Source organism: Pseudomonas thivervalensis (assembly GCF_001269655.1).
Taxonomy (GTDB): Bacteria; Pseudomonadota; Gammaproteobacteria; order Pseudomonadales; family Pseudomonadaceae; genus Aquipseudomonas; species Aquipseudomonas thivervalensis.
This window is the reverse complement of record NZ_LHVE01000009.1, coordinates 80,722-103,028: the sequence shown is the minus strand read 5'-3', so window position 1 is coordinate 103,028 and position 22,307 is coordinate 80,722. Positions and strand designations below refer to the sequence as shown.

Sequence of the window (22,307 nt, the reverse complement as noted above, 5' to 3'; positions counted from 1 at the left end):
CGGTTCCGTATACGGCGGTTCCTGCCTACTGACACAACTACGTCAGCGAGCTTGGTTCCGTTGATGTGTCGCCTGCGGTATCTAAGCGCCCAGACCTCCTACCTCCCGATGGTCTCGACCCCGCTACGCGGAGTTTCTGCTTTACGCTCCACAGAGATCACACCCGACTATCCACTCATGGCAGGTTCAGCCCTTCATTACTCCGGTTTTGAGCAACTACTACGGCCTCTGCTGACTTCTGTCGCCCATCCCGTCATCTCGCGACGCCGGTAGCACATGGCAGGCTAGACAGATCTCCCAGGGTAATTCGCGCGACCTTCCTGCTTATGCCTGTCGGATCTACGTCACAGCGTTCCGTGCAAGTATTGGGCTTTGGCAATTGTGGCTATCTTACCCCGCTGCACCGCCTCATCCGCTTCCTGTTCGTCAGGCCAGCATTTTGCCTCGAGCTTCCTTCAGATTCGCAGTCACCCACGACACCCTTGCCTCTGGCTAACACTTCCCCTTGCCGGGGTGTGTAGAGAACTTTCACCTCCAAGTCACCAGCGTGGCCACCACAGCCAAGCTGGTTGCGCTTACGCGCAACGCGCCATGCCTGGCGCACCACAGAAAAAGCCACTCATCCGAGTGGCTTGTTCTGAATCTTGGAGCGGGAAACGAGACTCGTACCTGGTGTCCGACTCGTTGAAATCCAGGGGGTCTATTTTCCTGCTGGGGCAGGAAAAGATTTGATTCTGGACTTGTTCCTTGGGGTATCAAGGGCAAAAAAACACAGCCCCCACCAAACCCCGTCGATCTCTGATCGCCCGGTTCCTTCCCCATTTGCAGTCCACCCTTCAGCATCAGACGTTGTCGCTTCCCCCGCTACCGATTTTTTCCTTTTAAAGCCGGATCGTTAACGCAGATCAACAAACGACCTTCTACTCCAGCCCTATCATCTCCCAGCGCCAACCTGCGCTGAGACCCGAGAGGCAGGGATGAACGACGTAACCGGCAAGTGGCTTAAACGAGGGGCTCTGGGGAGCCTGGTTGTCCTGGGCATTTTGGGTGCCTGGTACGTGTTCAAACCCGCTCCTATAGACCCTGATTTCGCCAGCGGCAATGGGCGGATTGAAGCCACCGAAGTGGATGTGGCGAGCAAGCTGGCCGGACGCATCGATACCCTTCTGGTCACTGAAGGTGAACAGGTCCGCGCAGGGCAAGTGCTGGCGCGCATGGATACCCAGGCGTTGCGGGCCGAAATTCTCCAGGCCCAGGCCCAGTTGCAGCGGGCCCGTACCGCGAAATTAACGGCGGCGGCTCTCGTAGCTCAACGGGAAAGCGAAAAGATCACCGCAAGGGCAGTGGTTGCCCAGCGCCAGGCTGAACTGATTGCCACACAGAAACGCTTTGCCCGCACCGAGATCCTGGTGCAGCGCAACGCCCTAGCCAAGCAGCAACTGGACGACGACCGCGCGCTGCTGGACAGCGGCCACGCGGCGCTGGCGGCTGCCAACTCACAGGTATTGACGGCCCAGGCGGGTATTGAAGCCGCCAAGTCGCAAGTGGAAGAGGCTCAGGCCAGCATCGAGGCGGCAGCGGCGACCGAGCAACGCTTGCAGGCGGACTTGGCCGACACCGAGCTCAAGGCGCCTCGGGATGGACGCGTGCAGTACCGCATCGCCGAAGAAGGTGAGGTGATTGCGGCCGGGGGCAAAGTCCTGAACATGGTGGACCTGAGCGATGTGTACCTGACGTTCTTCCTGCCCACCGACCAGGCCGGTCGCGTGGCCATTGGCAGCGAGGTGCGTGTGATCATCGATGCCGCCCCGCAATACGTGATTCCTGCCAAAGCCAGCTACGTGGCCAGCGTCGCGCAGTTCACGCCCAAAACGGTTGAAACGGCCAACGAACGGGAGAAGCTGATGTTCCGTATCAAGGCGCGGATAGACCCTGAGCTGCTGCGCAAGCACCTCAGCCAAGTGAAAACCGGCGTGCCGGGCGTCGCCCATGTTCGGCTCAATCAACAAGCCCAATGGCCAGCCGAACTCGAAATCAAGGTACCCCAATGACGGGCAAACGCGCTTGGGTGGCGCGCCTGCAGGACGTGGGGCTGCGGTACGGCAAGACCCTAGCCTTGGACAGCATCACCCTGGACATTCCTGCCACCGGCATCGTCGGGCTGATCGGCCCGGACGGCGTCGGCAAGTCCAGCCTATTGGCGTTGATCGCAGGCGCGCGGGTCGTGCAGCAAGGGCATCTGACCGTATTGGACGGCAATATAGCCGACGCCCGTCATCGTCAGGCGCTGTGTCCGCGCATCGCCTACATGCCCCAAGGCCTGGGCAAGAACCTTTATCCGACATTGTCGGTATTCGAAAACCTGGATTTTTTTGCTCGCCTGTTCGGGCAAGGCCGGCAAGAACGCCGACAACGCATCGATGCCTTGTTGTCCAGCACCGGGCTGACGCCTTTTGCCGGGCGCCCCGCCGGGAAACTGTCGGGTGGAATGAAGCAGAAACTGGGATTGTGCTGTGCGCTGATCCACGATCCCGACCTGCTGATCCTCGACGAGCCCACCACTGGCGTCGACCCCCTTGCGCGAAACCAGTTCTGGGCGTTGATCGCCGAGTTGCGGGCACGACGGCCCCATATGAGTGTCCTGGTGGCCACGGCCTATATGGAAGAGGCTGAACGCTTCGACCATTTGCTGATGATGGACGCAGGCAAGGTCCTGGCCAGTGGTTCACCTGCACAGATCCGCCAGCGAACCGAATGTCAGAACCTGGAAGCGGCCTTTATCGCCCTGTTGCCGCAAAGTCGCCGGCGTGGCCACGAACCGCTGGTAATCACACCTCGTGTCCAATCCGCAGCGGAGGCGGTGATTGCCATCGAGGCCAAGGAGTTGACGTGCCGCTTCGGTGCGTTCACCGCCGTGGACAATGCCAGTTTCCGCATCGAGCGCGGGGAGATCTTTGGTTTCCTTGGCTCCAATGGCTGCGGCAAATCCACCACCATGAAAATGCTGACCGGTTTGCTTGCGGCCACTTCGGGGCAGGCCTGGCTGTTTGGCAAGCCGATCGACCCGAAGGACCTGAAGACTCGGCAGCGTGTCGGCTACATGTCCCAAGGCTTTTCCCTCTACACCGAATTGACGGTCCGGCAGAACCTGGTGCTGCATGCCCAATTGTTTCATGTGCCAGCGGACGAAATTGACCGCCGCGTCGCCGAGGCCGTCGAACGTTTTGGTCTCAAGCAAGACCTTGACGCCCTGCCCGATCGACTGCCGCTGGGTATCCGTCAGCGCCTGTCGCTCGCCGTCGCGCTGATCCATAAACCCGATGTGCTGATTCTCGACGAACCGACCTCTGGCGTAGACCCCATTGCGCGGGACGCTTTCTGGCGGCAGTTGCTCGACCTGTCGCGCAATGACGGCGTGACCATTTTCATTTCCACGCATTTCATGAACGAAGCGCAGCGCTGCGACCGGATCTCCTTCATGCATGCCGGGCGGGTACTGGTCAGCGGCGCGCCCGGGCAATTGGTCATCGATCGCGGGTTGAACAGCTTGGAGCAAACCTTTGTTTCCTACCTCGAACAAGCCGCCAGCGACGAAGCAGCCGCGATACAGCGCGAGGGGCCGAGCACGCAACCACCGACCCTCGAAGCCCCCCACGTCGCTTTCTCAAAGACCCGCCGCAATGGGTTCAGTAGCCTGCGAATGTTCAGTTACGCTCGGCGCGAGACCATGGAGATTCGCCGTGACCCGATCCGCCTGACGCTTGCGGCACTGGGCACGGTATTGCTGATGTTCATCATGGGCTATGGCATCAGCCTGGACGTTGAAGACCTGTCATTCGCAGTGCTGGACCGCGACCAGACCACCACCAGCCAAGCCTATGTGCGCAGCTTTTCCGGTTCGCGTTATTTTATCGAACAGCCCGGGTTGCATGATTACACCGATCTGGAGACTCGCTTGCAAAGCGGGGCGATTACCCTGGCGCTGGAAATCCCGCCAGACTTTGGACGCGACCTCAAGCGCGGCACCCAGCCGACCGTGGCCGCCTGGGTGGACGGTGCAATGCCCATGCGAGCACGCACGATAGAGGGCTACGTGAACGGCTTGCACAATGGCTATCTGGCAGAACTTGGGTATAGCGGGACGACCCTTGCCAACGTGGAAGTGCGTTACCGCTACAACCCGGATGTGGAAAGCTTGCAGGCCATGGTTCCGGCGATCATCCCACTGTTGTTGATGATGATTCCGGCGATGCTCACCGCGTTGGGTGTCGTACGGGAAAAAGAGATGGGCTCGATCATCAACCTGTATGTCACGCCCGTGACACGCCTGGAATTCCTGCTGGGTAAACAGTTGCCCTACGTTGCCATGGGCATGTTCAACTTTTTACTGATGTGTGCCTTGGCCGTCTGGGTGTTCGCCGTGCCACTCAAAGGCAGCCTTTGGGTGTTGAGCCTGGGCGCGTTGCTGTACATCGGCACTTCCACGGGGTTGGGCTTGTGGATGTCGACGTTCATGAACAGCCAGATTGCGGCCGTGTTCGGCACCGCCATTGCGACCCTGCTACCGGCCATTCAATTTTCCGGATTGATCAACCCGGTGTCTTCGCTGGAGGGCTTCGGCGCGATGGTCGGCAAGGTCTACCCTACCGCGCAGTTTCTCACCATCAGCCGAGGGATCTTCTCCAAGGCCCTGGATATGCAGGCGCTGGGACCGTATTTCCTGCAACTGCTGGTGACGGTACCGATCCTGATCGGCCTGAGCGTGCTTTGCCTGCGCAAACAGGAGCGTTAGCCATGCACAGCCTCATGAACATCCTGCGCCTGGGCATCAAGGAATTTCGCAGCCTGTACCACGACCGAGCGATGCTGATCCTGATCGTCTGGGCGTTCTCGTTCGGCATCTACACCGCCGCCTCGGGCATCCCCGAGGCACTGCACCATGCACCCCTGGCTATCGTTGATGAGGACCACTCGCAGCTGTCCGAACGATTGAACGCGGCGTTTCAACCACCCTACTTCCTGCCTGCCGCAGACATCACCGGTCAACAGGTCGATGCTGGGATGGACAGCGGTCGCTACACCTTCGCCCTCGATATTGCCCCAGACTTTCAGCGCGATGTTCTCGCAGGAAGACGCCCCAGCTTGCAGCTCAACGTCGACGCCACCCAGATTGGCCAAGCTTTTACCGGAGCAGGTTATATCCAGACCATCGTTGCCACCGAAGTGGCCAAATTTGTCCGTGGCGTGCGCGACACACCGCGCCCCCCGGTGGCCTTGGCCATGCGTATGCAGTTCAATCCCAACCTGACCCAGGCCTGGTTTACCTCAGTGATGCAGTTGATCGATTACGTCACCATGGTGTCGATCATCCTCACGGGCGCCGCGTTGATTCGAGAACGTGAGCACGGCACCCTTGAACACCTGCTGGTGATGCCGCTGCGCGCGTTTGAAATCATGACGGCCAAGGTCTGGTCCATGGGCCTGGTGGTGCTGGTGGCCACCGCCTTCGCCGTGTGGGTGGTCGTTCGAGGCTGTCTGGCGGTGCCCATCAACGGCTCGATCGGGTTGTTCCTGCTGGGAACCGCGTTGCATTTGTTCGCGACCACCTCCATCGGCATCTACTTGGGCACGGTGGCACGCTCCATGCCGCAACTCGGGCTGCTGAGCATCCTGATCCTGATTCCACTGCAGTTGCTTTCCGGAGGGGCCACCCCTCGTGAAAGCATGCCGGAGCTGGTGCAAAACCTGATGCTGGCCGCTCCCACCACGCACTTTGTCAGCTTCGCCCAGGGCATTCTGTATCGCGGCGCGGGCCTGGCGATTGTCTGGCCGCAATTCCTGGCGATCGCGTCTATCGGTGCACTGTTTTTCTTCGCTGCGCTATTTCGGTTTCGCCGAGCGATAACGCAAATGGCCTGAGTTCGGGCGAGCGGCAGCGGCTCATGCCCGCCAAAACCTGTACAAAAAAGATACCAAAGTACAATTTATTGATGCCTTTGTGCCATCAATAATCTACCTCAAACGTGCCTGATCCACCCGTTCATGAGAAGCCCGCCATTTACCGGGTCGCTCCCGCAAGTTCGAATCAAAATCAAAAAGAACGTGGAAAGGACCTCCCGCCAGGGCCAAGAAATAACGTCGCTACCTGCGCCAGCTGAGCCATCTACCTGGACATGTCGGGTTCGAACCAACCCAACGTTATTGGCCTGACCGTGCAAAACATAAGAGGTGTTGCCGTGATCTCGGCACGCCCGAAGAATGGGCTGGGAGGCTTTATGAAACTTAAATCGCTGCAAATAAGAATCTGCATGACGGCGGGCATCTGCCTGTTTGTTTCATCACTGAGCCTGGTGCTCTACGGGCTGTTCTCCGCCCGGTCCAACGAGCAATACGTCGCCGGCGAGGTCTCGGCCTTGGTTGAGCGTTCGACTATCCGCGAGATCCAGAACCTGGCGGAATCCCGGGCCAACGCCATCCAGGCCAAATTGCAGAACGCCCTGGATGCCGCGCGCACCATGGCCAACGCTTTTGCCGTGAGCAAAGCTTCGCAAAGTCCTCTGGTGATGGGGCGCGAGCAGATCAACAGCGTATTGCTCGGGGTGCTCAAGGATAACCCTGACTTCAACGGCACCTATTCGTGCTGGGAACCGGACGCATTGGACGGCCAGGACCTTGCGTTTCGCGCCGCCCAGGATGGAAGCAATCCGTCGACCGGCCGGTTTACACCTTATTGGACGCGCAGCGCAGGCGGCCACATCGCGGTACAGCCGCTGGTTGAATATGACTCCATGGACCGCCATCCCAACGGCGTGCCTAAAGGCGGTTGGTACAGCGGTCCCCGCGACACCCTGAAAGAAAGCGTGCTTGACCCCATTCCCTACGTAGTCCAGGGAAAAAATGTCTGGCTGACCACCCTGTCGGTGCCGATCGTGTCGAACGGCAAATTCTACGGGGTGGTCGGGGCCGACTTCGACATCGCCTTTATCCAGAAACTCAGCGAGCAAATGTCCGCTGAGCTTTACGGCGGCAAAGGTTCGGTATCGATCCTCAGTAACCAGGGTCTGGTGGTGGCAGACAGTCAACGCACCGACTTGATTGGCCAACCCATCAAGGCGTTGTTGCCTGAGGCTTGGGAAACGGTGTTGAGCGCCATCCAGAGCGGTCGCGGTAATGGCCTGCTGAACGCGCAAACCCAACAGATCGAAGTGTTGATGCCCATTGAACTGGGCCGCACCGGTAAACCGTGGGCGGTCCTGATTCGCCTGCCCAAGGCGGTCGTCATGAGCCAGGCCATTGCCCTGGAGCAAGAGCTGCAAGCGCGCAGTATCAACAACAGCATCTGGCAGGTCTCCGTCGGTTTGGGGATCTCACTGCTGGCGTTGCTCGCCTTGTGGTTCGCCGCTGCGAAAATCGTCGGCCCCATCCGCGAAGCCGCTGCCTTGGCCGCCAACATCAGCCTCGGGGACTTCTCGCGGCGCCTGGTGCAGAAAACCGAAGATGAGGTCGGGCAGTTGTCGGCAGCGTTGAACGACATGTCCGAGAGCCTGCAAAGGCAAGTGCGGGTCGCCGAACGCATTTCCGAAGGCGACCTGGACCTGGAGGTTCGGTTGTCCTCGCCTCACGACACCCTGGGTAAATCACTGGAAAAGATGGTCAGCAATCTCAATCAATTGATCTCACAGGTTCAGTCCAGCGCGACCCAGATCACCGGCAGCTCAGGACAGGTCACCGATCTGAGCCAGTCGTTGTCCGAGGGCGCAGCGAACTCCGCATCGTCCATTACCGAAATCAGCGCAGTCATGACCCAGATGGCCGCCCAGACTCGGGACAACGCCGCCAACGCCAAGAAAGCGGATGAGCAATCCCAGGCATCACGGGCCGACGCGGGAGAAAGCGATCAATTGATGGGTGAATTGATCGCCGCCATGGCGGAAATTGACGACTCGGGCAAAGACATCACGGCGATCATCACGACCATCGACAACATCGCCGCACAAACCAACTTGCTGGCCTTGAACGCCGCCATCGAGGCTGCCCGGGCGGGTGAACTGGGACGGGGTTTTGCCGTCGTGGCCGACGAAGTCCGCAGCCTGGCGGCACGCAGCGCCGAGGCCGCCCAGCAAACCGCCGCGCTGATTGCCGATTCTTCAAGCAAGACGCAACGCGGCATGGTCATCGCTAGCCGCACCGCCGAATCGTTGAAAAATATCGTCAATGGAACCGGCGCGGTTTCCAGCCTGGTGTCGCTGATTTACCAGGCCTCCAGCGAGCAGGCCTCCGGATTGCAGCAAGCGAGCATTGGACTTGAGCAAATCGACGAAGTGACGCAGAAAAATCAATCAAACTCGCTGGAGTGCGCGGTGGCGGCCAAGGATCTGTCGGAACGGGCCGCGCTCATGCAGCGGGAGTTGGGCAGGTTCAAGGTAAAACGGTAACCGGCAGCGAAAAGCCACATGCCAGATAAAGCCGGATAGGAACGGTTTGCAGGCCATCTGTCCCTATCGACAACCGGTATTGCTTTAGGCGACAAAGAAACAGGCATGGCGGAGTTGTTCCTCTATGCTTGCTTCAACTAAAGGAATATTTCCATGGCCGAGTCTGAACCACGCGTTCTGCAGGTACATGCCCTCAAGACCGCTTGCTCGAACTGCAGCGTGCTTGAACTGTGCTTGCCCATCGGCCTGACGGGCGGTGAAGTCGAGCGCCTCGACACCTTGATAGCCCAGCGGGTGAAGGTCAAGAAAGGCGCCGCGCTGTATCGCACCGGCGACCCACTGCGCTCGTTGTATGCGGTGAGATTGGGGTTCTTCAAGACCAGCGTCCTTTCGGTAGACGGTCGCGAACAAGTCACCGGTTTCCAGATGCAAGGCGAAATGCTTGGCCTCGACGCTATCAGCACCGATCACTACGCCTGCAATGCCATCGCCTTGGAAGACAGCGAAGTCTGCCCGCTGCACTTCAGCCACTTGGAAAAACTCGCCCACGATTTACCCTCCTTGCAGCACAACCTGAACAAACTCCTGAGCCAGGAAATCGTTCGCGATCACGGCATGTTGTTGATGCTGGGCAACATGAACGCCGACGAGCGCCTGGCGGCATTTCTGTTGAACCTGTCGCAACGGCTCAATATGCGCGGCTATTCCTCCCGGGAATTTGTCCTGCGCATGAGCCGCGAAGCCATCGGCTCGTACCTGGGCCTGCGCCTGGAAACCATCTGTCGGTGCATCGCCCACCTGCGCCAGGAGGAACTGGTGGACATGCATGGACGCAACGTCACGATCCTGGACTTGCCCGGTCTCAAGCAAAAGGTCGCCGGCTGCCATCGTCATGCCGAGCTGTAGTGCCTGCGCTGCATGACCACTGATCTCTATCAGTAGCCCCCAATATTAAGACGTAACGTTCGAGCCTCCGGCGCCCCCAGCCCCCCCTGTTGGAGCAAACCTGCTCGCGAAGGCCGCCGCTCCGAGGTCCACGCTATCGCGGTACTCCGGCACCGACACCGACCACCCCAATTCGTCGCAGATACGGTGACGCAAGACATCAGACGCATTGGGCTCGCCATGCACGACATAGGTGTGCCGTGGCGGAGTCTTGAAGCCCCGCAGCCACTGGATAATCTCGTCGGCATCGGCATGGGCCGACAGCGTTTGCATCGGCACCACTTCAGCATTGATCGGCACGTCCTTGCCATGAATACGCACCGAAGGCTCGCCCGCCACGATCCTCGCGCCTCGCGTTCCGCCGGCCTGGAAGCCGGGCATCAGCAACGTGTTGATGGGGTTGGGCGCCAGGCTCTTGAGGTGGTGCAGTACCCGTCCCCCGGTGGCCATGCCGCTGGCGGCGATGATCACCGCCGGGGTGCGTTGCAGGTCCAGGGCCATGGCGTCCTTGACCGAGCGCACGGGATGGGCGATGTGGCACATGCCTTCGCACTCCTCCTTCGACAACCGATGCTCGTCACCGAAGCGCTGGTACAACCGGGTCACGTCGATGGCCATGGGGCTGTTGAGGTAGATCGGAATGTCCGGGATTGCCCGGTGTTGTTTCAGGCGATACAGGTGGTACATCAACAACTGAGCGCGACCGACTGTGAACGAGGGCACCAGTGTGATGCCTCGGCGCAACGCGGTGCGGGTGATCACCTCGGCCAATTGGTCTTCAGGTGATTCGTGCGGGTGCCGACGGTCGCCGTAGGTGGACTCCACCAACAGCACGTCTGCCTGCTCGATGACCTTCGGGGCAAACATCACCGGATCCTCGGGTCGCCCGAGGTCGCCGGAACACACCAGCGTCACCCCACCGGCCTGCACCTGAACGGTGGCGGCACCCAGGATATGCCCGGCGCGGCGCAGCAAGATGGATATCCCCCGAGCGATCTCCACCGGGTGTTCGAAGGCTATCGGGCGCAGCAGTTTCAGCGCTCGTTCGGCATGTTCACGGGTGTACAACGGGAAGGCCGGTGCATGTTTGGAAAACCCCTTGCGGTTGGCGTATTCCGCCTCTTCTTCCTGCAAGCGGGCGCTGTCGCGCAGCAGGATCTTCACCAGTTCGCAGGTCGCTGGCGTGGCGTAGACGGGCGCGCGATAGCCATTGCGAACCATGACTGGCAGGTAACCGCTGTGGTCCAGGTGGGCATGAGTCAGCACGATCGCATCCAGGTCGCGCATCGGCAGGTCGAAGGGATCCCAGTTGTGCAGGCGCAACTGCTTGTAGCCTTGGAACAATCCGCAATCGATCAGGATGCGCTGTTCGTCGTGCTCCAGCAGATACTTGCTGCCGGTAACGGTACCGGCAGCCCCGAGAAATGTCATGCGCATGCCGGTGCTCCTGGACAATTGATGGGAACGCTATTGTTTGCCCACGTGGACGGTGATTCCCATCAATCATTTCGCCGTCAGGACCCATTACGTCAGACCGCCAGGACGCTGCACTGCACCTGATACAGGATGTGCTCTGTCGTGCTGCCTAGCAGCCCAAACGGATCGCTGTGCTGGGATCGGCCCATGACGATTACATCCAACTCATGCTCCAGGGCAAACTCACTGAGCGCGGACACGGGATGTCCCAGTAAAAACTGCCTGCGCCCGGCCGGCACGCCGAACAGATTGGCCAATTGCGCAAAGGATATTTCCTGAGTCCTGCGCAGTTCCTTGCTGAGCTGCGACAGCGAAAAGCCGCCGCCTCCCGCATCGCCCAAGTAAAGCGACGGCACTTCAAAGGCATGCACCAGATGCAACTCGGCGTCGCATTGCAACGCGAGTTCAAGGGCCTGGCGGATAATCCTGTCATTAAGCCCGCTGTTCTGTGCAAACGCACTGGAAGGGTCCACGGCCGCGACGACCTTGCGCGGCAAGGCGTGTCCGGCAGCGCCCACCAGATACAACGGAACGGGGCATTTGCGCAGCAACTGCCAATCCAGCGGCATGAAAAAGGCGCGCTTGAGCAGGGACTCATGCTGAACCTGCTTGATCAGCAAGTCGGGTTTGATCTGCGCGACGTGCTCCAGGATTCGCTCGCGCATGCCGTCCACCCACGTCATTTCGGTGGTGACCCGCAGGCCCCGGCGACGCATCTTGTCGGCCTCCTCTTCCAGCCAATCGCGCTGGTCCTGGAAATAGGTCTGCCGCGCTTCCTCACGCGGCTCTTCCTCAAGCAGCGACAGAATGTCCAGCGTGGGGATCAACGCCGTGACATGCAGATGCGCCTCGCTGGCAGCCGCCAGGGCGGCGGCGTGATGCAGGGCGGGCGAATGACGTTGTGCCGGGTTGAGGATCAACAACAGGCGCTGATACTGGCTCATGATGGTTCTCCAGGTTCGGGCTCAAAGTTGATTCTGGATCGCCTGCATGAGTACGACTTGATTTACATCAGAACCAGGCAAGCTGACGTGATAACAACGGACAAGCCAACGGCGCCATCGTGCTCATCCCCTGACCGCCAACAGGCTGCCCGGTACCGAATACAAGGCCCGCTCCGTCGTACTGCCGATCAACCGCTCCAGACCGACACGGTGGGCGGTTCCCATCACCACCACATCGGCCTCGTACTCATCGACGAATTCATGGATAACCGGTACCGGCAGGCCAAGGGTGAAATGTCGGCGATCGGCCGGCACGCCACACTGCTCGGCCAGGTTGATAAATGCCATGTGTAATGATTCACGCAGGGCATCGACATAATCGTCATCCCAGGCTCCTGCCAATAGCGACGCTTCGCCGTTGAACGCGACCGACAGATCGCAGGCATAGAGCAAGTGCAAAGCAGCGTCGCATTGCCGGGCCATTTGCGCCGCGACCTGGACAATGCGTTGGTTCAAGGCATTGGCCTGGGGATCGGAAGGGTCCACTGCGGCCACCACCCGACGCGGCAGGCCGTGCACCGCCTGGTTGACCAAGTGCACCGGCACCGGACAATCGCGTAGCAGATGACAATCGAGCGGCGTTGCAAACACACGCTTGAGCAGGGGTTCTAGCGTGACGTCCTTGATCAACAGATCGGGTTGGAACTGTTCGACGTAACGAAGGATGTCCAGCAGCGGATGAGTGGTCCAGACGACATGCGTCTCTACGTTCAACCCCTCCTCCTTGAGCAGCGCCGCCTCCTCCGCCATCCACCGACGATAGCGATGCAAATGACGCTGCACGTCCGTTTCGTCTGTTTTCTCACCCCACAAGTGGATGCGGGCCGGTGGCTGGACGAACACGCATAGATGCAGCGCCGCACCGCTCGCCCGGGCCAGGGCGCAGGCCCTGCGCATCGCTGCGCTGGGGTGCAAGTCGGGTTCGACGATCAATAGCAAACGCTGGTATTGCCCCATCGCACACCTCCATCAAGCGGTTCTTTTCCCAGTCGGCGCCGGACACTGGCCCCGCTTCGGCACTGTTTGCAGCGTGCGCCCATCCACAGTCCATGCGGTTTGATCTGAATCAAATGCAACGCATTCGATGATTGGGTGCGCCGGGGCTGATCCAGATCAGAACCGACGTCCACCACGGGCGTAGAACAACCTGGAACGCGAAGCTTTTTAGCGCACCGCATGCCTATATCCGAATGGAGGATCGACCCATGATCACAGTCAAAGACCACAACGAACGCGCCGCTGCGTTGTATGCCAGCATCAGTGGCAAGCACTGGATCCAGGCGCTTAAAGACGGCCGGCATGTGCTGATCCGACCGCTGCGGGATGAGGATCGCCAGCGCGAATATGACTTCATCAAGCGCCTGTCTCCGGAATCGAGGCACATGCGCTTTCTGTCGCAAATCAATGAACCCGGAGCGGTCATGCTCGATCAGTTGATGGATGTCGACTGCAAGACGCGCCTGGCCTATATCGCCCTGGTCCACGACAACGGTCAGTTGATCGAGATCGGTGTCAGTCGCTACTGCGCCACGTCCGAACACGAATGCGAGTGCGCGGTGACCGTCGCCGATCAGTGGCAGCACCTGGGCCTGGGGACGTTGTTGATGGAACATCTGATCGATGCGGCACGTAAAAACGGCTACCGGCAGATGTACTCCGTCGATGCCGCCAGCAACGCCGCCATGCGGGATCTGGCCCACAGCCTGGGGTTCGAGACCCGTACCGACCCCGACGACACCCGGCAGGTCATCCACCGCCTTTATCTCTAGCCACGATACTGCGCGGGTCTCTTCCATGGTCCCGCGCAGGTGGTTCCCGTCATGCCTGCGGCTTTATCGCCCAGACGCTGCAGGGTGCCCGTTGCAGCAATAGCTCGGCGGTCGTCCCCAGGCGCTTTTCCAGGCCATGATGGGCCGTGGTCCCCATGACGATCACATCCGTCTGATGATCAGCGGCGAACGTGCAAATGCTGTTCAACGGTGCTCCTTCGATGAAATGTCGTTGCTGCGGCAAGACCCTATGGCGTTCGGACAAGGATTCGAACACTTCATGCTGTGCCTCGCCCAATGCCTCATAGATACCGGTTGCCAGGGGCAATGCGCCAAAGCCCATGTCCGACGCATAGACAGCGGTCCAGTCAAAGGCATGCAGCAGTTCGACTTCGGCGTTGCATTGCTCGGCCAGCTTGACGGCTGCGTTGACGATCTGGTCATTGAAGACCAGGTCCTGTTCCTCACTGCGCAGCACGTCGACGATCGCCAGGACTCGCCGCGGACGAGGATTGCGCGCGTCAGTGACCAGATGCACCGGCACAGGACAGTCACGCAGCAAGCGCCAATCCAGCGGTGTAAAGAAGACCCGCTTCATGGCCGGCTCCGGCTGTGCATCCTTGATGATCAGCGTCAGCGGCAATTCCTTGATGTACTGCTGCAGGGCTTGAAAGGCGTCCTTGCCCCAGACCACTTCGCACGTCACCTCGACGCCGTGCCGGCGCGCCAGCTCGGCCTGTTGCCACAGCCAATGCCGATGGGTTTCCAGGTACCCCTCGCGGGCCTGCTTGACCTGGTCGGGCGCGAACAGACCGGCCACCGATAACAGTTCCAGGTAATCGATGGCGACAATGTGAAGCGGCAGGTCCAACACTAGCGCCAGCTCGGTGGCGCGGTCGAACGCCGGCGTACGGATCATGGCGTCAGGCGCCAACAGCAACAAACGGGGAGTCAGGGACATGGAAAACCTCGACGCGTGGCTTTAACCACTGAGTGGGAAGAAGATTCCAGAATGAACGCAGGGCAAATGCGGGACTTGATATTGATCAAACTGCCATCATCTGGGTCACAGATCCGGGAGCATCAGCCCGCCCCACATCGCCAGCGTCATCAGTAGCTGGCCGGGAATGACGAGCCCGGCGAACCGGCGTCCACCGCTGACCCAGGCCACCACGCATTTGCTCAGGGAGTTGCTGGTCAGGGCCATCAGGACGGGCACGGCGACGTCATCGAAGGGCAGCAACCCACCCTTCGCCAGGGAGGCAATGGAGGCGGTCGAGGCATGGGCGTCGACCAAGCCGCTGAAAATCGCCGTGACGGTCACCCCAGCCTGCCCGAACTCTGCAAGCATGGCCGACGACACAACCGTGATGGCCGTCATCGCCACGACTACCGTCAACGCCAGTTTCAGGCTGAAGGCCCCGCCGTGCTTGATCTCTTCGTCGACGCGCACCCTGGGCCGGGGAAACATCAAGACGCCGGTGTAGAGCAGGACCGTCAGCAACCCGCACAGCAACGGCCACCACATCCAGCGCAATAGCACCGGCTCCACCGCACCGATAATCAGCGCCATCTGCGCCAGTGTCGCCAGGTTGGCCAGCATGGCGGCCGCGCTCAATATCTTTACATTGATCGGCTCCTTCGCGGCGATGTGCCCCAAGGTCGCGACGGTCATCGTAGCGGAGGCAAACCCCGATGCGATTGCGCCGAGGGCATAACCGTAACGAGTGCCAAGGGTCCGGACCGCGACGTGCCCCAATGCCCCGACCGCCATCAGCATGACGGTCAGGGCACAGAGGGTGCGAAGGTTGATGGCGTTGTATGGCCCCAGGTAACGATCCGGAGCGAGCGGGAGTATGACCAATGCGGCAATCAACAGCATCAGGCCATCGCGCAACTCAATAGCGGTCAGTTGGCTGCGGGCAAAATGGTGAAGCGCCTGGCGGCTGGCCAGCAGCCCCGCCATCATCACGCCTACCGCGGTCGCCAAGGCCGGTGCACTGACGCAGAGCGCGCCCAGCGCCAACACGGCAAACAAGGCCACCTCGCTCGTGATGCCAGGGTCCTTGTCGAGGTTTTTCCAGTACGCCACGGTGACCAATGCCCCCAACGCAAGCGCGAAAAAACCTAGCAAGGGAGGACCGCCGATCCAGGCGGTGACGTACCCCAACAACGAGGTCACGGCAAACGTGCGCAGGCCGGCGAAATCGCGCCTGCCGTCCTCGCCCTTGCGCCGCTCGCGCTCCAGCCCCACGAGCAGGCCGATGCCCAGCGCCGCGCCGGCGTTGGCAAAACCCAGGGCTTCGATCATGACCACGGACTATGACAGATGCGCGGACATGCGATGCGATGGCGCTGGCACCTCCCGCGCCACGCACGGTCGAGCGAACGCACCTTGCGGCCAGGCATGGGGAGCGTCGATCCGCGCCTGCAGCGTTCTGGTGAACGCCTGCGCTTGCTCAAGGCTTTTGAAACCCACACACAACGCATCCAAGCGCACCACCCAGGACGTCCCTGGCTGCCGCTCTTCAATTCGAATAATCATGACCAACCTCCGATGACCGGTGGGCCTGCATGCCAGGATCAAGTCCTAGCGTGCGCGTCCATCGCGCAGGGCAGCTTGATCGGGATCAAACATTGCGCTGTCGCGCCATCATCGCTCGCGCGGGGCTTTGACGTGTGTTTGATGCAAATCAAGTCACCAAGCCTCACCGCGCTCATGATCGATACCAGACACAGCCCGTGCGGCAGTCGCACGGCGCCTACAGGTCCTTGCCCAGGAGGTTTGTCATGTCTACGCAATCACGCTTGATGCTGGTCGTTTCGTCACTGACGGAACACAGTCCGGCGTTCGACCGCGCCGCCGCACTGGCCAAGGCCGAAGGCGCCGCGTTGCACATCGTCGCCTTTGATTATCTGGAAGGCCTGGCCACGGCCGGGCTGGTCAATGAACAAGCACTGGAACAGATGCGCCTGGGCTACATCGAACGCCATCGGGATTGGCAGGAAGAACAGGCCAGGCCCCTGCGCAAGCTCGGCATCGAAGTCACCACCGAAGTGACCTGGGTCGAGCGCCCCTTGCAGGAAATCCTGATCCACCTCAAGGAAACGCCGATGGCCGCGCTGATCAAGACGGTGGATCCTGAATCCTGGATCTCGCGCCTGATGTTCACGCCGCTGGACGTGCACCTGCTGCGCGAATGCGAGGTACCGTTGCACTTCGTCAACAAAGTGGCCCATGCGCGCCCGCGCAAAATCCTGGCCGCTATAGACCCCTTCCACCGCGACGGGCGCTACAAAGGGCTCAACGACCGGATCCTGACCGAAGCCAACAAGCTGGCGACCAGTTGCGATGCGGAGCTGGAAGTCATCTACGCCTACGACCTGTCCTCCATCACCGCGGCCGAATACGGCTTTGGCAACGGCTCGACGTTCTTCTCTTCGACCCTGGCTCGGCAACTCTATGAGTCCCAGGGTGCAGCATTCGACGCCCTGGCCGAACGCAACGGCATCGCCCCGGAACAACGACGCATGATCATGGGCGACCCTGCCAAGGTACTCGCCAGCTACGCCGGGGCCCATGACATCGATGTCATCGTCATGGGCCGCGTGCACTACGGCGGTCTGGACAAGCTGATCGGCAGCACCGTGGAAAGCCTGCTGTACAAGATGCCGTGCAGCTTGTGGGTGATTGCACCGCAGCAGTTTGACTGAGGCCTGAAGGCCATCGCCGATGGCCTTTACAACCGCTCAGCGTTCCAGGAAACCCGGCTGATGAACCGACCCATCGAGACGCCAGCGCAGCAACAGCTCATCGCCACGGAGGTGGAGGCCTGGCACGCGCTGTCCGCCGAGCAGGTACTCGAACGGCTGGGTGTCAATGAGCAAGCCGGGCTGGACGCTGCGCAAATCCAGGCCCGACTTGCCCGTAGCGGCTTCAATCGCCTGCCGGAATCTTCCCGAAGGCCGGCTTGGCGGCGATTCCTCCTGCACTTCCACAACATCCTGATTTACGTACTGCTCGGCTCGGCTGTGATCACCGCGGTTCTGCAACACCTGTGGGATACGGCGGTCATTCTCGCCGTGGTGGTTGTCAACGCCGTCATTGGTTATATCCAGGAAGGCAAGGCCGAAAAAGCCATGGACGCCATCCGCGAAATGCTCGCCCCCCGGGCAATGGTGATTCGTTCAGGCGAACGCCTGGGCATTGCAGGCGACGAACTGGTACCAGGCGACATCGTTTTGCTGGAGGCCGGTGACAAGGTGCCCGCAGACCTGCGTCTGCTGCATGCCAACCGGCTCCAGGTCCAGGAAGCCATCCTGACCGGAGAGTCCGCCCCGGTGGAAAAACACACTGAACCGGTACGGCCGCAAGCGCCCCTGGGTGATCGCGCCTGCATGGCCTTCAGCGGCACGCTCGTTACGTGTGGACAAGCCACTGGGGTCGTCGTCGCCACCGCGACATCCGCCGAAATCGGGCGTATCAGCAACCTGCTGGCAGACGTGGAGTCACTGACGACACCGCTGAACATGAACGTCATCTCCGCCAAAGACATTGGCGAGTCTTACCAAATGCTCGAATCCGGTCGCGCCATCGCTTTTATGCAAGACGACGCATTGCTAGCGGGCGAGATGGCCAAGGCAAAGAACCCGGAAGACTGGGTGGTGACCGGCACCCCGCAATCCAACGAAATCTACGGTTGTACGATGCGCCGGGGGGATCCAGCTTTGAAAAAAATCGTGGATGACTCGATCAAATCACTCTTCGTCTCGGGCGAAATCAACGCCATCTATGATAAATGGTTCAATCAGCCCATCCCTCCCAGAGATTTGAATCTCAAATTTCCGATGAGCACTGAGCTCAAGACAATCATCGCCCATCCCAACGACCAACCAGCGCCGGAAAGGAATTTCCCCTAATAGTGGCCCCCGCCCCGCGACGAGGACAGCGAATCATAGAACGTCAGTTTGGCATTTGACGGGAACGACCACAGTATTTCAGTACGTCAGAAATACTGTGGTCAACTTGAGCGGCGATTACCCGAACGAGTCGCCACGAATAGAGTTGCTCGCGGAGAGGGCTTCAAGGCTATTGCCAGAAATCCGAATCAGAAATAATACCCAATATTCATGTACAGCTGGTTTTCCCACTGGTCACTACCCCCAGCCCCCAGACTTTGCGTGAGGCTGCTGCCACCGATGACCGGATCATTCTTGCCGTACAACCATTCCGTGGCGATCCACAGTTTGCTGAGGGAGAACGAGGTGCCGAAAATCATCCGTTGCGAGGTCTTGAAGTCGTCTGCGGATTTATCGAAGGCGCTGTAGTTGGCATACACCTGTACACCGCTGATCTGATCGAACAGGTACTTGCCCCCAACGTCATAGCTCACATCGGCCACATACAAGTTGCCGCGACTGGCAACGTTGTAAGTGGCGTCGTAACCGCCGAAAGTCACCAGCTCATCAGTGCCGGGGTTGCGTGGGGACATCTGCTGCCGCGCAGCCTGCAGTTGCACGCCCCATGGTCCGTTTTTACCGATGTAGTGCACCGCCACGGCATTGCGCCGGCCGTCGTTGTTGGTGTCGCGGTTCTCCAGGGATGAGGTCAGGCCAGAGATACCGACTTCAGACTTCCACGGCCCCAGGTCCAGCGCCTTGGCCACCCGCAGCACCATAGTATTGCGTTCCTGGTTATTGCTGCCGTCGATGACATAGCTGTCCGCTTCGGAGACAACGCTGGAGTAGGTTTCACCCTTGCTGGTGCCTTTGCCCTGCGAGGCCGGACGAAGGTAGTAACCGGCCTGAATATTCCAGTCACCGCTTTGCTGGATGTACTTGGCGCCAAGTTCTTCCACGTCTTCCAGCCCCACGACGTTGCCCAGGGTTTGATAGAACGTGCTGCCAAAGTACGGCTGCAAACCGAACGGCACCTGGTTCAGGCCGACCTGGATTTGCTGGTCGGGGTTGAACTTGTAGCCGATCCAGGCGAACTCGGCGAGCTGGACGTCCCCGACGTTTTCTGTGTACTGGTAAGGGTAGGCTCGGCCGTAGAAACGGTACTTGGCCTGGCCGATCCAAGTGTCGGAGTTGTACTTGGCGGAGAGGATTACTGTATCGAAGTTGAACTTCTGGATATCGCGATCCGGGTCATAGTCCCAACGCGCCCGGACGGCGCCGCCGAGATCGAGATTGTCGGTGACCTGGACCGCCTGCGCGTGTTCGGAAAGTGCGCCCAACAGCGCCAGCGGAATCAATGAGCGCAAGGCCCGAGTGGTGTTCAATTTCATGGTCGCTCCGTCTCTAAGTTTTATTTTTGGCAACAACCATCCCGGCCACGGCAAAGCGCGGTCTGGATGAAATAGGTATGGCCCGCCGAGACTGAAGCTGGAACAGCGTCCAGGTGCTAGCGGGTTAAACGGTGTTTGAAAAGCCGCAGTCGTTTAAACTTCGGTGTCAGTTGCGTTGAATTTCTTCAACCACAGCGGCACAAGCACGGAAGGTGTCCAACGTCCACTCGGGATTGATAAAGTCCGGCCAGCTGGAAAGTTTTACGATCGCCACTTCAGAAGCCGGATCCCAATAGATACTCTGGCCAAATACTCCGCGCGCCGAGTAGGTGCCCTGTTCACTGTCCAATACCCAGCACTGATTGCTGTAAGCCGCAGTCGGAAAGTGCTTGGTGTAGTAGCCGTAGAGGACTTCAAAAGCGGGGGTGGAACCACGTCCGCATGCACGTACAAATGTCTCTGGGACGATTTGCTGGCTGTTGAAATGCCCACCCTGCAAATACATTTGGGCAAAACGCCCGAGATCGCGCAGCGTGGCGCTCATCCCCCCATCGGCCAATGCAGTTCCAACACGATCAAGGGTGATATTTGCGTCTTGTTCCGCCCCCAGTCTCGACCAGATCTCCCGGCTCAATAAAACGGGGAGTCGCTCGCCACAGGCCCGCTCACAGACCCAGGCCAACATGTCGGTATCCACCGAGCGATACTCAAAGAACTGACCATGTTCACGGTCTTTACTCAGCGATTTCAACAAACCATAAATGCTGTCAGGAGACGCTCGCTCTCCCCGTTCACGCCAACCCGAGGCGATATCCAACTGAATGAATTCAGCATCCGGATCGGTGTAATCCTCTCTGAATCTGACGCCGGTGCGCATATCCAGCAGATCCTGCACCCGGGCATCGCCATAACCGCTTGCCGAAAGCTCGGGCACATAGTGGCTGACAGGCGCTTGGGGATCGATTCGGCCCTGGCCGATCAACCGGCCGACCAGGCTGCCAACGATGGTCTTGGAGACCGACTGCAGCAGATGCAACGTGTGCGGCTGCATACCGTTGAAATACTGCTCCGACACCACCTTGCCTTGATGAAGCACCAGGAAACCATCGGTGTAGCTATCGGTCAGGAAGGTCGCCAGGTCGGTATGCCCCCCATCGACCCGCTGGAAACGTACGTCGTCCAATGAGCGCTCGTTGCGCTTGAACTCAGTGATCGGCCCGGGACTGCGATGAATAGCGGCCACTGGAAACAGCTGGCTCATGTGCTGGAATGACCAACGGTTATAGGGCGGGCTGTCCCAATTGTGCAGGCCAATCTGCTTTTCCCGGGGCGGCGGATAGCCCTGCATCAGCCTTAGATCCTGGTAGCCAATGCCTGGAGCGGTCATGTCGTTTTTATTGTACATAGGGGTTCAGCTCTCATCGTTCAGAGGGTGGTGGCAGGAAAAGCGATGGCCGTGATCCTGGGTCTCGGCTGGCACCTCTCGGCGACAACGCCCAGTGGCCCGCGGGCAACGGGGCGCGAAGTGGCACCCGGTAGGCCGGTTCAAGGGACTGGGAATCTCGCCGCTCAGGATCTGCAACTGGTCACGGCGTTCCGGGTCGATGGAGGGCACCGAATTGAGCAGCGCACGGGTGTAGGGGTGACGCGGCCGACCGAACACCTGCTCCACAGGCCCGGCCTCGACAATGCGCCCCAAGTACATCACCAGCACCTGCTGCGCCAGGTACTCGACCGTCGCAAGGTCGTGACTGATGAACAAGTAGCTCAGGCCATTGTCGGTCTGCAGCGTCTTGAGCAATTGCAGCACTTGGGCCTGGACCGATACATCGAGCGCCGCCGTAGGCTCATCGAGGACCAGCAGTTTTGACTCCAGCGCGAGGGCCCGGGCGATAGCGATACGCTGCAACTGGCCGCCGGAGAATTCATGGGGATAGCGCTCCATGTGCTCCTCACCCATCCCCACATTTGCCAACAGCGAGAGAATGCGCGCGTGCAGGGCGTGGCCGCGCCAACCAAAGGCAACCTTCAGCGGCTCGGCAACAATCGCCTTGATTGTCATTTTTGGATTCAGCGAGGCGTAGGGATTCTGGAACACCATGCTCAAGCTCCTGCCCCGCGCCCTGGCATCAGTCGGCAGCGGCCGACCTTCGACCAGAATCTGCCCACTGTCGGCTGGCAGCAGACCGAGCAAGGTCGCGGCAACCGTACTTTTGCCACAACCGGACTCCCCCACCAGCGCGACCGTCTCACCGGCCTGAACCTCCAGGCTGATGTGGTCGATGGCGGTCACCAGGCCGTCGCGGCTGGCGTAGGTCTTGTGCAGCTGAGTGACGCTCAGCAGTGCGGGCTGTTTGTTGTTATTCATAGCCGTTTACCTTTCAAAGA

The 22,307-nt window shown here is 60.0% G+C and carries 16 protein-coding genes; 8 read left to right on the top strand and 8 right to left on the bottom strand.

All coding sequences use genetic code 11. The features are described 5' to 3' along the window. Positions 1–977: 977 nt before the first annotated feature. The 5 genes from AD659_RS12835 (at position 978) to fnr (ending at position 9,341) form a co-directional block, all read left to right on the top strand. Positions 978–2,051: an HlyD family secretion protein gene (locus AD659_RS12835; protein WP_053121723.1), complete on the top strand. Its 1,074-nt coding sequence runs from the start codon at positions 978–980 to the stop codon at positions 2,049–2,051. Then, positions 2,048–4,792: a ribosome-associated ATPase/putative transporter RbbA gene (gene rbbA / locus AD659_RS12830; RefSeq protein WP_053121721.1), complete on the top strand. Its 2,745-nt coding sequence runs from the start codon at positions 2,048–2,050 to the stop codon at positions 4,790–4,792. The genes AD659_RS12835 and rbbA overlap by 4 nt, the downstream gene beginning before the upstream one ends. A gap of 2 nt (positions 4,793–4,794) precedes the next feature. Then, complete coding sequence (locus AD659_RS12825) at positions 4,795–5,919, top strand: ABC transporter permease (RefSeq protein ID WP_053121718.1); 1,125 nt, start codon at positions 4,795–4,797, stop codon at positions 5,917–5,919. Positions 5,920–6,275: 356 nt separating this feature from the next. Continuing rightward, positions 6,276–8,435 carry a methyl-accepting chemotaxis protein gene (locus AD659_RS12820; protein ID WP_053121717.1) on the top strand — a complete coding sequence of 720 codons (2,160 nt, stop codon included), beginning with the start codon at positions 6,276–6,278 and terminating at the stop codon, positions 8,433–8,435. A 153-nt stretch (positions 8,436–8,588) separates the two neighbouring features. Then, positions 8,589–9,341: a fumarate/nitrate reduction transcriptional regulator Fnr gene (fnr, locus tag AD659_RS12815; protein WP_053121715.1), complete on the top strand. Its 753-nt coding sequence runs from the start codon at positions 8,589–8,591 to the stop codon at positions 9,339–9,341. Between the two features lie 45 nt (positions 9,342–9,386). Here fnr and AD659_RS12810 read toward each other — a convergent pair whose 3' ends face one another. The 3 genes from AD659_RS12810 to AD659_RS12800 form a co-directional block, all read right to left on the bottom strand. Next, positions 9,387–10,817, bottom strand: a complete 1,431-nt coding sequence (locus AD659_RS12810) for an MBL fold metallo-hydrolase RNA specificity domain-containing protein (RefSeq protein WP_053121714.1) — start codon at positions 10,815–10,817, stop codon at positions 9,387–9,389. Positions 10,818–10,909: 92 nt separating this feature from the next. Then, positions 10,910–11,800, bottom strand: a complete 891-nt coding sequence (locus tag AD659_RS12805; protein ID WP_053121712.1) for a universal stress protein — start codon at positions 11,798–11,800, stop codon at positions 10,910–10,912. Positions 11,801–11,923: 123 nt separating this feature from the next. Next, positions 11,924–12,817 (bottom strand): universal stress protein, encoded by an 894-nt coding sequence (locus AD659_RS12800; protein WP_053121710.1) that lies wholly within the window; start codon positions 12,815–12,817, stop codon positions 11,924–11,926. Positions 12,818–13,065: 248 nt separating this feature from the next. On the opposite strand from AD659_RS12800, the gene AD659_RS12795 reads away from it, so the two are divergent. Next, positions 13,066–13,629: a GNAT family N-acetyltransferase gene (locus tag AD659_RS12795; RefSeq protein ID WP_053121708.1), complete on the top strand. Its 564-nt coding sequence runs from the start codon at positions 13,066–13,068 to the stop codon at positions 13,627–13,629. A gap of 49 nt (positions 13,630–13,678) precedes the next feature. On the opposite strand, the gene AD659_RS12790 is transcribed toward AD659_RS12795, so the two are convergent. Both AD659_RS12790 and AD659_RS12785 read right to left on the bottom strand, forming a co-directional pair. Continuing rightward, entirely contained in the window at positions 13,679–14,590 is a 912-nt protein-coding gene (locus AD659_RS12790) for a universal stress protein (protein ID WP_053121706.1), read from the bottom strand. 105 nt (positions 14,591–14,695) lie between these two features. Continuing rightward, positions 14,696–15,940, bottom strand: a complete 1,245-nt coding sequence (locus AD659_RS12785; protein WP_053121704.1) for an MgtC/SapB family protein — start codon at positions 15,938–15,940, stop codon at positions 14,696–14,698. Positions 15,941–16,419: 479 nt separating this feature from the next. On the opposite strand from AD659_RS12785, the gene AD659_RS12780 reads away from it, so the two are divergent. Further along, the gene (locus AD659_RS12780; RefSeq protein WP_053121702.1) at positions 16,420–17,343 is read left to right on the top strand and encodes a universal stress protein; all 924 of its coding nucleotides are present in this window, start codon (positions 16,420–16,422) and stop codon (positions 17,341–17,343) included. Between the two features lie 60 nt (positions 17,344–17,403). Then, complete coding sequence (locus AD659_RS12775; protein ID WP_053121700.1) at positions 17,404–18,549, top strand: HAD-IC family P-type ATPase; 1,146 nt, start codon at positions 17,404–17,406, stop codon at positions 18,547–18,549. 188 nt (positions 18,550–18,737) lie between these two features. On the opposite strand, the gene AD659_RS12770 is transcribed toward AD659_RS12775, so the two are convergent. The 3 genes from AD659_RS12770 to AD659_RS12760 form a co-directional block, all read right to left on the bottom strand. Next, positions 18,738–19,919, bottom strand: a complete 1,182-nt coding sequence (locus AD659_RS12770) for a hypothetical protein (protein ID WP_053121697.1) — start codon at positions 19,917–19,919, stop codon at positions 18,738–18,740. A 166-nt stretch (positions 19,920–20,085) separates the two neighbouring features. Further along, positions 20,086–21,324 carry a serine hydrolase domain-containing protein gene (locus AD659_RS12765; RefSeq protein ID WP_053121695.1) on the bottom strand — a complete coding sequence of 413 codons (1,239 nt, stop codon included), beginning with the start codon at positions 21,322–21,324 and terminating at the stop codon, positions 20,086–20,088. A gap of 6 nt (positions 21,325–21,330) precedes the next feature. Then, on the bottom strand, positions 21,331–22,287 hold the full coding sequence (locus tag AD659_RS12760) for an ABC transporter ATP-binding protein (RefSeq protein WP_053121693.1): 957 nt from the start codon (positions 22,285–22,287) through the stop codon (positions 21,331–21,333). Positions 22,288–22,307 lie beyond the last annotated feature (20 nt).

What these genes read in the sequence shown, in the direction of transcription:
- AD659_RS12835 (WP_053121723.1), top strand. Translation starts at nt 978, where the DNA reads ATGAACGACGTAACCGGCAAGTGGCTTAAACGAGGGGCTCTGGGGAGC.
- rbbA (WP_053121721.1), top strand. Translation starts at nt 2,048, where the DNA reads ATGACGGGCAAACGCGCTTGGGTGGCGCGCCTGCAGGACGTGGGGCTG.
- AD659_RS12825 (WP_053121718.1), top strand. Translation starts at nt 4,795, where the DNA reads ATGCACAGCCTCATGAACATCCTGCGCCTGGGCATCAAGGAATTTCGC.
- AD659_RS12820 (WP_053121717.1), top strand. Translation starts at nt 6,276, where the DNA reads ATGAAACTTAAATCGCTGCAAATAAGAATCTGCATGACGGCGGGCATC.
- fnr (WP_053121715.1), top strand. Translation starts at nt 8,589, where the DNA reads ATGGCCGAGTCTGAACCACGCGTTCTGCAGGTACATGCCCTCAAGACC.
- AD659_RS12810 (WP_053121714.1), bottom strand. Translation starts at nt 10,817, where the DNA reads ATGCGCATGACATTTCTCGGGGCTGCCGGTACCGTTACCGGCAGCAAG.
- AD659_RS12805 (WP_053121712.1), bottom strand. Translation starts at nt 11,800, where the DNA reads ATGAGCCAGTATCAGCGCCTGTTGTTGATCCTCAACCCGGCACAACGT.
- AD659_RS12800 (WP_053121710.1), bottom strand. Translation starts at nt 12,817, where the DNA reads ATGGGGCAATACCAGCGTTTGCTATTGATCGTCGAACCCGACTTGCAC.
- AD659_RS12795 (WP_053121708.1), top strand. Translation starts at nt 13,066, where the DNA reads ATGATCACAGTCAAAGACCACAACGAACGCGCCGCTGCGTTGTATGCC.
- AD659_RS12790 (WP_053121706.1), bottom strand. Translation starts at nt 14,590, where the DNA reads ATGTCCCTGACTCCCCGTTTGTTGCTGTTGGCGCCTGACGCCATGATC.
- AD659_RS12785 (WP_053121704.1), bottom strand. Translation starts at nt 15,940, where the DNA reads ATGATCGAAGCCCTGGGTTTTGCCAACGCCGGCGCGGCGCTGGGCATC.
- AD659_RS12780 (WP_053121702.1), top strand. Translation starts at nt 16,420, where the DNA reads ATGTCTACGCAATCACGCTTGATGCTGGTCGTTTCGTCACTGACGGAA.
- AD659_RS12775 (WP_053121700.1), top strand. Translation starts at nt 17,404, where the DNA reads ATGAACCGACCCATCGAGACGCCAGCGCAGCAACAGCTCATCGCCACG.
- AD659_RS12770 (WP_053121697.1), bottom strand. Translation starts at nt 19,919, where the DNA reads ATGAAATTGAACACCACTCGGGCCTTGCGCTCATTGATTCCGCTGGCG.
- AD659_RS12765 (WP_053121695.1), bottom strand. Translation starts at nt 21,324, where the DNA reads ATGTACAATAAAAACGACATGACCGCTCCAGGCATTGGCTACCAGGAT.
- AD659_RS12760 (WP_053121693.1), bottom strand. Translation starts at nt 22,287, where the DNA reads ATGAATAACAACAAACAGCCCGCACTGCTGAGCGTCACTCAGCTGCAC.